At 61.2% G+C, this 8,785-nt stretch carries 12 protein-coding genes; 2 read left to right on the top strand and 10 right to left on the bottom strand.

The window, feature by feature from the left end; translation table 11 throughout:
• Positions 1-721: NAD(+) kinase (locus NW809_RS08560; protein ID WP_414401941.1), on the bottom strand; the 721-nt coding region annotated here is incomplete at its 3' end.
• Positions 722-1,080: 359 nt separating this feature from the next.
• Here NW809_RS08560 and ispE point away from each other — a divergent pair.
• A complete protein-coding gene (gene ispE / locus NW809_RS08555) occupies positions 1,081-2,010 on the top strand; it encodes a 4-(cytidine 5'-diphospho)-2-C-methyl-D-erythritol kinase (protein ID WP_414401940.1) in 930 nt (309 codons plus the stop codon).
• A gap of 150 nt (positions 2,011-2,160) precedes the next feature.
• Positions 2,161-3,564 (top strand): 3-isopropylmalate dehydratase large subunit, encoded by a 1,404-nt coding sequence (gene leuC / locus NW809_RS08550; protein WP_414401939.1) that lies wholly within the window; start codon positions 2,161-2,163, stop codon positions 3,562-3,564.
• A 61-nt stretch (positions 3,565-3,625) separates the two neighbouring features.
• On the opposite strand, the gene thiD is transcribed toward leuC, so the two are convergent.
• The 9 genes from thiD to NW809_RS08505 all read right to left on the bottom strand — a co-directional run.
• Complete coding sequence (thiD, locus tag NW809_RS08545; protein WP_228375400.1) at positions 3,626-4,450, bottom strand: bifunctional hydroxymethylpyrimidine kinase/phosphomethylpyrimidine kinase; 825 nt, start codon at positions 4,448-4,450, stop codon at positions 3,626-3,628.
• A gap of 220 nt (positions 4,451-4,670) precedes the next feature.
• Positions 4,671-4,871, bottom strand: coding sequence for a hypothetical protein (locus tag NW809_RS08540; RefSeq protein WP_011429198.1), 201 nt, complete (start codon positions 4,869-4,871; stop codon positions 4,671-4,673).
• A 69-nt stretch (positions 4,872-4,940) separates the two neighbouring features.
• Complete coding sequence (locus NW809_RS08535; RefSeq protein ID WP_168173317.1) at positions 4,941-5,258, bottom strand: 2Fe-2S iron-sulfur cluster-binding protein; 318 nt, start codon at positions 5,256-5,258, stop codon at positions 4,941-4,943.
• On the bottom strand, positions 5,258-5,515 hold the full coding sequence (locus tag NW809_RS08530) for a DUF1816 domain-containing protein (RefSeq protein ID WP_011429200.1): 258 nt from the start codon (positions 5,513-5,515) through the stop codon (positions 5,258-5,260). The genes NW809_RS08535 and NW809_RS08530 overlap by 1 nt, the downstream gene beginning before the upstream one ends.
• Positions 5,516-5,561: 46 nt before the next feature.
• A complete protein-coding gene (gene rlmB, locus NW809_RS08525) occupies positions 5,562-6,626 on the bottom strand; it encodes a 23S rRNA (guanosine(2251)-2'-O)-methyltransferase RlmB (RefSeq protein WP_011429201.1) in 1,065 nt (354 codons plus the stop codon).
• A 32-nt stretch (positions 6,627-6,658) separates the two neighbouring features.
• The gene (locus tag NW809_RS08520; RefSeq protein WP_011429202.1) at positions 6,659-7,090 is read right to left on the bottom strand and encodes a ribonuclease III domain-containing protein; all 432 of its coding nucleotides are present in this window, start codon (positions 7,088-7,090) and stop codon (positions 6,659-6,661) included.
• A 384-nt stretch (positions 7,091-7,474) separates the two neighbouring features.
• Entirely contained in the window at positions 7,475-7,951 is a 477-nt protein-coding gene (locus NW809_RS08515) for a photosystem I reaction center protein subunit XI (protein WP_011429203.1), read from the bottom strand.
• A 125-nt stretch (positions 7,952-8,076) separates the two neighbouring features.
• Positions 8,077-8,196 (bottom strand): photosystem I reaction center subunit IX, encoded by a 120-nt coding sequence (locus tag NW809_RS08510; RefSeq protein WP_011429204.1) that lies wholly within the window; start codon positions 8,194-8,196, stop codon positions 8,077-8,079.
• 59 nt (positions 8,197-8,255) lie between these two features.
• A partial coding sequence (locus tag NW809_RS08505; RefSeq protein ID WP_414401938.1) for a Photosystem I reaction center subunit III occupies positions 8,256-8,785 on the bottom strand: 530 nt, incomplete at its 5' end.

Genomic DNA, 8,785 nt, shown 5'->3' with positions numbered 1-8,785 from the left:
CGGGGCTGATCCATACCTCTTCCGAATCGGGAAAGACCAGAGCCCGTGAGGCCATCGAGTGGGGACAGATAGGGATCAACTGCAACACCGGCAGGCCGGGAGTGATGACCGGCCCTCCCGCAGAAAGGGCATAGGCGGTGGAACCGGTGGGGGTGGCTAAAATAATGCCGTCGGCAGCCACATCCAGCGGTGAGTGATCCCCAATGGTTACTTCAAAGTGGCACATGCTGGTCAAGGGCTCGCGGTGGAGCACCATCTCGTTGAGGCTGAGCACCTCCCAGCGCAATTCGTTGCCGCGGTAGGCCTGCACCAGCAACATGCTGCGGCGATCGAGAATGTACTCGCCAGCAATGGCTGCCTTGGCCGCCTCCTCCAGGTGGGTTAGGTAGGTCTCTGTCAGAAAGCCCAGGTGGCCCGTGTTCACGGCCAGCAAGGGGATCCCTTTGGGGGCCAGTTGCCGGGCTGCTGCCAAAACGGTGCCGTCTCCCCCCAGCACCACGGCAAACTTCATGCTCTCGTCAAAGCCGGCGGGGGCCAGGCTGTCCACCTTGGTCAAGCAGACGGGACTGTCGGGCTTGGCGTAGCCAAGGATGCCGCCCCAGTTGGGTGCGACACAGACTTCCCAACCCTGTTCCTGAAACCAGCGGGACAGGGTTTCGCTGCTGCGCTTGGCGGCGGGCTTGGCGTCGTTGTAGAGGATCCCGGCTTTGGGCTTGCTCATGGGGCAGTGGTGAGGCAGAGGGTGCCAAAACTCTATCAGTTCTGGATCGGCTCTGGGATCCCTTCTGCAACCAGGACGGCAGCGGTCTCGGGTTTTGGTGAAGTAAACCTAGCTTCCGTTCCGGGGTGCCCTGGGCTCGCCTCCAGCTTCGCCCTTGGGCTGGGCAGCGGATCCCGCTTTGCGGGCGCTTTTGCAGCAAACGGTGGCCGGCCCGATGGCCATAGCCAATCCCATGCTGTTTCCTCCGCCCAGGGATCCCTTGCCTTAGAATCAGGCTGGAAGGCCTCCCCAGCAAGGTCTGGTTTCCCCTTGGTTTGGACAGGCTGAGGGGAGTTGCTGTCAACCTCGCTCCTTTCCCCATGCAAGCCTGTACCCTGATTGCCCGCGCCAAGATCAATCTCTACCTAGAAATCCTCGGCTCCCGCCCCGATGGCTATTCCGAGGTGGCCATGATCCTACAGAGCATCGCTTTGGCGGATCGCGTGCATCTCCAGCGCCGTCCCCACGGGATCCTCTTGATTTGCGATCACCCGGAAGTGCCGGCAGATGCCCGCAACCTGGCCTACCGCGCGGCTGAGCTGCTGCAAAGGGAATGTCGGGCTGAGCTGGGAGTGGAGATCCAGCTGGAAAAACAGATCCCAGTAGCAGCGGGCTTGGCGGGCGGCTCAGCAGATGCGGCGGCAGTTTTGGTGGGTCTGAACCAGCTTTGGGGCCTGGGCCTGACGGTAGGAGAACTGCAGAGCTTGGCGGCCCGTTTGGGATCCGATATTCCCTTTTGTGTGCAGGGGGGGACGCAGTTGGCTACGGGACGGGGAGAAGTTTTACAGCCGCTGGCCGACTGGGAGGGGATCCCCCTGCTGTTGGCCAAGCCCAAGCACCTTGGGATCTCCACTGCCTGGGCCTATCAAGCCTTTCGCGCTCACCGTGCCGCTTCCTTGCCTTCTGCTGGAGCCTCTCTGCCGACCTTGCCCCAAGTCCTCGCTGCTCTGGAGCGTCGGGATCTGCTGGGCTTGGCCCGCAGTTTGCGCAACGATCTGGAGCAACCAGTTTTGGCCGAGCACGCTATCGTGGGAAAATTGCGCCAGGCCTTGCTCGAGGCAGGAGCGCTGGGATCCCTGATGTCGGGCTCAGGGCCGACGGTGTTTGGGATCATGGCCAGCCTGGAGAGGGCCGCCCAAGCCCGTGACAGTCTGTGCCACCACTTTCCAGAGGTGGATTTCTGGGTAACCCAGTTTGCTCCCACCGGTATTTTGCTGGAGCCGGATCCCCAGGCCCTCCGTCTCCCCTAGGGCCGGTCAGCTCAACTGGGCTAGCCCGGCCTTGGGAAAGGTGCTTTGCCCGCCCCGACCTCTGACTTGACAAGCTTTGGTAACAAGTAGGACATTGAAGCTCTACGGAAAGCAGCTCAAAACTGGCTTGGCCGCAGGCCGGAGAGGAAGATGAGCGAGAGGACGTTGTTCGACAAAGTCTGGGACGCCCATACGGTGCGGGTTTTGCCCTCGGGGCAGACGCAGTTGTTCATCGGCCTGCACCTCATCCACGAGGTCACCAGCCCCCAGGCTTTTGCCATGCTGCGGGAGCGCCATCTGCCGGTTCTCTTTCCGGAGCGGACGGTGGCTACGGTAGATCACATTATCCCCACCGACAACCGGGCGCGACCTTTTGCGGATCCCTTGGCAGAGGAGATGATCCAGGAGCTGGAGCGCAACTGTCGCCAATATGGCATCCGCTTCTACAACAGCGGCTCCGGCCAGCAGGGGATCGTGCATGTGATTGCGCCGGAGCAGGGGCTGACGCAGCCGGGGATGACCATTGCCTGCGGCGATAGCCACACGTCTACCCATGGGGCCTTTGGGGCCATTGCCTTCGGCATCGGCACCAGCCAGGTGCGGGACGTGCTGGCCACCCAAACTCTGGCCTTGTCCAAGCTCAAAGTGCGCCGCATCGAGGTGCAGGGCACGTTGGGGCCGGGGGTTTACGCCAAGGATGTGATCCTGCACATCATCCGCAAGCTGGGGGTCAAAGGCGGGGTGGGCTACGCCTACGAGTACGGCGGCAGCACTGTCGAGGCGATGAGCATGGAAGAACGCATGACCCTCTGCAACATGTCCATCGAAGGAGGAGCCCGCTGCGGCTATGTCAATCCCGACGCCGTGACCTTTGAGTATTTGCGGGGGCGGGAGTTTGCCCCTCAAGGATCCGATTGGGAAGAGGCTGTGGCCTGGTGGCAAAGCCTAGCTAGCGACCCCGACGCTGTCTATGACGACGTGGTGGTGTTTCAGGCCTCCGAGATTGCTCCCACGGTTACCTGGGGGATTACCCCCGGCCAAAACATTGGGGTGGACGAGCGGATCCCGGCTCCCGAGGAGTTGCCAGAAAGTGAGCGGGAACTGGCTAGGGAAGCCTACACCTACATGGGCTTGCGACCAGGGGATCCCATCGTGGGCACGCCAGTGGATGTCTGCTTCATTGGCAGTTGCACCAACGGCCGCTTGAGCGATTTGCGGGAGGCGGCCAAGATTGCCAAAGGACGGCGAGTAGCGCCTGGAGTGAAGGCGTTTGTCGTGCCCGGCTCGGAGCGGGTCAAGCAGGAGGCGGAACGCGAGGGCCTGCGCGAGATCTTTGAGGCGGCAGGGTTTGAGTGGCGGGATCCCGGCTGCTCCATGTGTTTGGCCATGAACCCAGACCGCCTCGTAGGCCGGCAGATTAGCGCCTCTTCTTCCAACCGCAACTTTAAGGGTCGCCAGGGATCCCCCAGTGGGCGCACCCTGCTCATGAGCCCGGCCATGGTGGCGGCGGCGGCCGTGAGCGGCAAAGTGGTGGACGTGCGGGAACTGCTCTAGCCAGCGGGGCCGTTCAACCTCCCCCGGCAGCCTGAGCGGCTGCCGGCTGCGAAGAAGGGGGCTAAGACTGGAGAAGCGGGTAGAAGTGCCCCACCGGCCCTTGTCCTGCGCCGATGGCCAGAGGATGCCGCAGGGCTTCGGTAACATAGGCCTTGGCTGCTAGCGTCGCCGCCAAGGGATCCTTGCCCCAAGCCAGTTGCGCCGCAATGGCTGCCGAGAGGGTACAGCCGGTGCCGTGGGTGTGGCGGGTGGGGATGCGCTCGCTTTTGAGGATCTCCAGCCGCTCGCCGTCAAACCACACATCCACCCCCTGCAGTTCCCCTGGCATACCTCCCCCCTTGACCAAAACCGCCTTACAGCCCAGGGCGTAGATGCGGCGGCCCGCCTCCTCCATATCCGCCAATGACTGCAGCTCCATCCCTGCCAAAATCTGGGCTTCGTAGCGGTTGGGGGTAACGACCTGGGCCAGCGGGATCAGCCGCTCGCGGATGGCCTGGATGGCGTCTTCTGCCAGCAGCTTGGCCCCGGTGCGGGAGACCATCACCGGATCCACCACCAGCGGCTGCAGGGCCCACCGCTCCACTTGGCGGGCCACCTCCCGCACGATCTCGACATTGAGCAACATGCCGGTTTTGATCCCTTGCACCCCGATATCCTGCACCACCGCCTCAATCTGGGCGGCCACCGCCTCCGGCGGCAGCGCATCCACGCGGTTGACCCCGAGGGTGTTTTGGGCAGTTACGCAGGTGAGGGCGGAAGTGCCGTGGACGCGCTGGAAGGCAAAGGTGCGCAGATCCGCTTGAATGCCCGCTCCGCCGCCGCTATCGGATCCGGCAATGGTGAGGGCAACAGGGGGATGCTGCTCGGCCAACATTGGAGCCGACATTGGTTCAGATGTGGGGACAGACATTGGCCAAAGGACAAAAACTGCCGAGGGTACCGCTAGCCATTTCTGTCCTTCAGCGTAGCAACGAAATGATTCCCGCTAGCCTCTGAGGTCTTGGGAAAACTCTTTCAGACCCGATAGGCAACGCAGTTGCGAACGCGCCGGCGGCGCGGGCGCTATCCCCAACTCCCCTCTTCCTAAGGAGAGGGGTGGGCTGTCTTCAATCGGAATGGCCATCGTCGGTAGTAGCTACTACCTCCACCCAAGCCCTATCCCCCTCCACCGCCGTCAGGCTCCAGCGCAGAAGCTGAGCTGGCTGTCCTAGCTCCTGGGCCACCTGCTCGGTAAGGGATCCCTCCAGTCGAGCAGCAGAAACCGGCAGGCTTAGGGGCAGGGAAAGGCGGAGAAAGTGCAGCTTCACAGGCCGTTAGAACTCCTTTGAGTAACCCGCACAGAATTGCCCTCAACGGGGGTGGATATCCAAGCAGGGCTAGGAGCCAAACTGGAGACGATAGACCTCCTCCTCTTGGTCCGTCTCCACCTCTAGATCGGAAGTAGGATAGGCTACACACAGCAGCACAAAGCCCTGAGCCTTGAGTTCCGGCCCGATCCCCATGGCGTCAGGCTGGGCCACGGATCCCGACTTCAGCCTCCCTGCACAGGTGGTACAGACTCCCGCCTGGCAGGAAGAGGGCAGCTCTAGGCCGTGTTCGAGAGCCGCCTGTAAAACTGTCTGATCTGCCGCCGCGGTAAACCGGTAGGTTTGGCCCCGGTGATGAACGGTTACCTGGTAAACCATAGCCGTCATCAGGAACGAACCCGCGAAGGAGTGCGGACCACCGTCAGCGACTGCGGCTGGCGCATTTTCTTTATCTGAACCTCGATCTTCTCAGCCCCCTCCGCCTTCAGGTCGGCGATGTAGCGACCTTTATGCGCCTCTGCTTCTTTCTCGCTGGCGAAGGGGCCGTAGTAATAGGTGCAGTCGTCGGTGGTGATCTCAACCCAGACTGCTAGGCCCCGCAGCCTATCCAACAGCCAGACCAAAGGGTTGCCCACGGGATCCATCCCCCCTATTAAGCGCAAAGGATGACTCAGGATCTTTTGCAATCACCTAGATTCTACTGCCTTCGTTGAGGATTTGTTGAGAAATGTTTCGACCTCGGTGGGGGGAGCGCTGCCGGTGGATCTCGTAGAGGGCGATGCCCGCCGCCACCGAAGCATTCAAACTTTCCGTGCGGCCCGCCAAGGGGATCGACAGCAGTTGGTCGCAGTGGCGCTGGGTGAGCAAGCTGATGCCTTCCCCTTCGGATCCCACCACCAAGGCAATAGGTCGGCGAAAGTCGGCGCTGTAGATAGGGGCAGCCCCCTGGCTGGTGGTGCCATAGACCCAAAACCCCTGCCCTTTAAGATATTCCAGGGCGCGATTTAAGTTCACCACCCGCGCCACCGGCAAAGTAGAGAGGGCCCCCGCTGCCACCTTCATCACCGTCGCAGTGACGCCTGCCGCCCGCCGCTGTGGGATCACCATCCCCTGCATGCCAAACGCCTCCACGCTGCGGGCAATAGCCCCCAGGTTGTGGGGATCCTGGATCCCGTCCAGCACCACCAGCACCGGATGGGGGCCGGACTGGCGGCTCTGTTCCACCAGCTCTTCCAGATCCACATAGCGGTAAGGGGTGGCCTGGGCGGCGATCCCCTGGTGGTTGGCTCCAGCGGTGAGAAGGTTTAGCCGCTGGAGAGACACCTCATCGATGACGGTACCCCGTGCTTTGGCTTCTTCCAACAAAGACCAAAATTGGGGGCTGTAGCGCAACCGCGGCAGCACCCACACTCGGTTAAGGGTGGCCTGGCTTCTCAGCGCAGCCAACACGGTTTGGCGACCGTAGATGATCTCTTGTTCAGGTTCGGCTTCGGGATCCCGGTTAACCTGCAGCTCCCCGTCTTCTGGACTGGCAACGGGAGGGCTGGGATTTGGCTGGGGGCGCTCCTGCTCAGCCTTGCGACGAAGCGGCTTTACGGGCGGCTCTTGCGCCGCCGGCTGGAGATGGAGCGGGGAGCCCCCCTCGCGCCGTTTGGTCTGCTTGGGCTTGTTGAAGGGTTGCCCCGCCCCTTGCCGCTGCAGCTTGCTCCGGCGAGACAGCCGTAAGGGAGGTTTGCATTGGGAAGGCTTGGGCATGGGCAGAGAACGGTGCAGAGTAAAAGCCGATCTTAACCTTCCCCCTCGCCTATCGTCTTGGCCAAAACATCGGTGAGAGCGAGAATGTGGCGTAGCCGCTCGGGATCGGTGAGGTAAAGGTAGCCCAAGATGGTTTCCAGGCCACTGGCATTCTGGTAGTCGGCCAAGGGCAAGTGGCGGGGTGGACGACCGCAGCCGTTGCGGCCCCAGCGGACGATCTCCCGCTCTTCAGGGCTGAGATAGGGCAAAAGCGCCAACAACAATCTGGCCTGAGCAGATCCGCGTACCCGCCTTACCACCTGCCGATGGTAAAGCTCTGGCCGAGTGGGAGGAAACAACTGCTGCCGTCGCACGTGCAGTTCGTAAATGGCATCTCCCAGGTAGGCCAGGGCTGCAGGCGACAGGCGACCGATCTCAGCCAAAGAGAAGCTTGCAGAAGTGGGATCGGACAGGAGATCGCTCACGACAGCTTACAAAAACTATTTGGCTATTTGGAAAAATGCCTAGAACCGCTGCCGTCGGTTCATAGCAAATTCGAGACTCCACTGGCTGGCTCAGTCTATGCTAGGGCAAGCTTCCTGCCTTCTGCCAGTCTCACTGCTGCCCTGAACTTTTCCCTCGCCTGCTCAGGTTATTGGATCACAAAGACGCTGCAAGCCTTGAAAAGCCAGCTGAAACCCCGTCAAGAAGCTGGAGAGCAAAATCCAGGGAAGCTGTGGGCAAGCGGGCCGGCATCAACGCGAAAAGCTGGAAAGCAGAGCCCATCTGGCCAAGCCGCCGCTCAGCAGAGGATGGAGAGACTCGCAAGGCCGTCCAAGACAAGGGGATGGATGGAGAGGGGAAGCCGCTTAACCAAAATTGGGAAACAACAGATCTCCATTGAGCAGAAGCAGGTAGGCGACGATTGCCCCGCCCATGCCCCCTACCAAAAAGCCGGCGGCCAGTTCGCTCCAAGATTGGGATCCCTGCACCGGCCCGTCGTTGCGCTGCGGGGAGACGGTGCCGTAGAGAGAGAGAGCTGCCGTCATGATTAAGATCAGGCCACAGGCTCCCAGGAAACCGCTCAGCAGGCCGATGGGCTCGCTGCGCAGCGGCCCCAGCTTGGCAAAAGGCCCCACCAACCAATAGCCGTGGGCCATGCCAATTTCCAAACCCCGCCAAATGGAGCTCAATCCCGGCCGGTTGATGGGCAACCAGTCTATCAACAGACGGACAACAGGCGCGTGGTTGATCGGCGTCCAGAAATCGCCAATCTGCGGATCCCCTTCCGGGACGGCGATATATCCCCTATTAGGAGAAACGGTATCGGCAGTGGGTTCAACCATGTCGGCAACTCTGGTTCCAGTGCAAAAAGGGTTAGAAAAACCTCAAATTCCAAAAAGTCTGGCTTAAAAGACCAGGGATCCCTGTGGGTGTTGCTGGCGCGGCTGGGGATCCCTGGCTTGCGAGTTCAGAACGTCAAAATGTCGGGGAAGAAGCGGTTGATCTCGATGAACAGCGCAAAAACGAAGCTGGAAAACAAGATAAAGGCCACTGGAGCCGTGGTGAGAAACTTGGTGAAATCAGACATACATACCTCTCAAGTTGGATGGGTGAAGCTAAGCCAAAAGCCGAGGAGAAGCCCCTTCTTCAGCGAGGAGAGATGGGCACGGCCTCTTCCGGCTCCTGAATTTCGCCGCTGGCAATTTCCTTGAAAGCAGCGGCAGGCCAGGCCAAAGCCGTGAGGAAACAGCGCAGCGCCAAGGGGACGTCGATGATGCTTTCTTTCATCTCCGGCTCGTCGCTATTCCGGACAGCAATCAGATAGGAGCGCCCAGCCCAGCCCAGCCAGCCGGCGATGTAGAGGAAAAGCAGGCCAGGGATGAGAAACTCGCCTGCATGGCTCCAGCGGCCATCGGTAACCAGGTGGGGCAAGCCTTCTTCGCCACAGAGCAGCTTGCTGTAGCGCTCAAAGCGCTTCTCGGTTTGGGCCAACTTTTGCTGGTAGAGAGGAGCCAGGTTAGGGCTGGCATTGAGGATCTTCTCTTCGAGGCTGCTCAGCCGTTCGTTCATCAGGGCCTGAAAAGCGGGAACTTCGCTGCAAGGCTTCAGACCGATCAAGGGCTCTGCCTGCACAGCCTGGGCGAGGCCAAGCGCCAGGCAAAGGGCTAAAAGGAGAC

This window comes from Synechococcus sp. WC101 (assembly GCF_047461555.1).
Taxonomy (GTDB): domain Bacteria; phylum Cyanobacteriota; class Cyanobacteriia; order Thermostichales; family Thermostichaceae; genus Thermostichus.
Note: the sequence above shows the minus strand (reverse complement) of the source record. Positions and strands in the feature narration are given on the sequence as shown.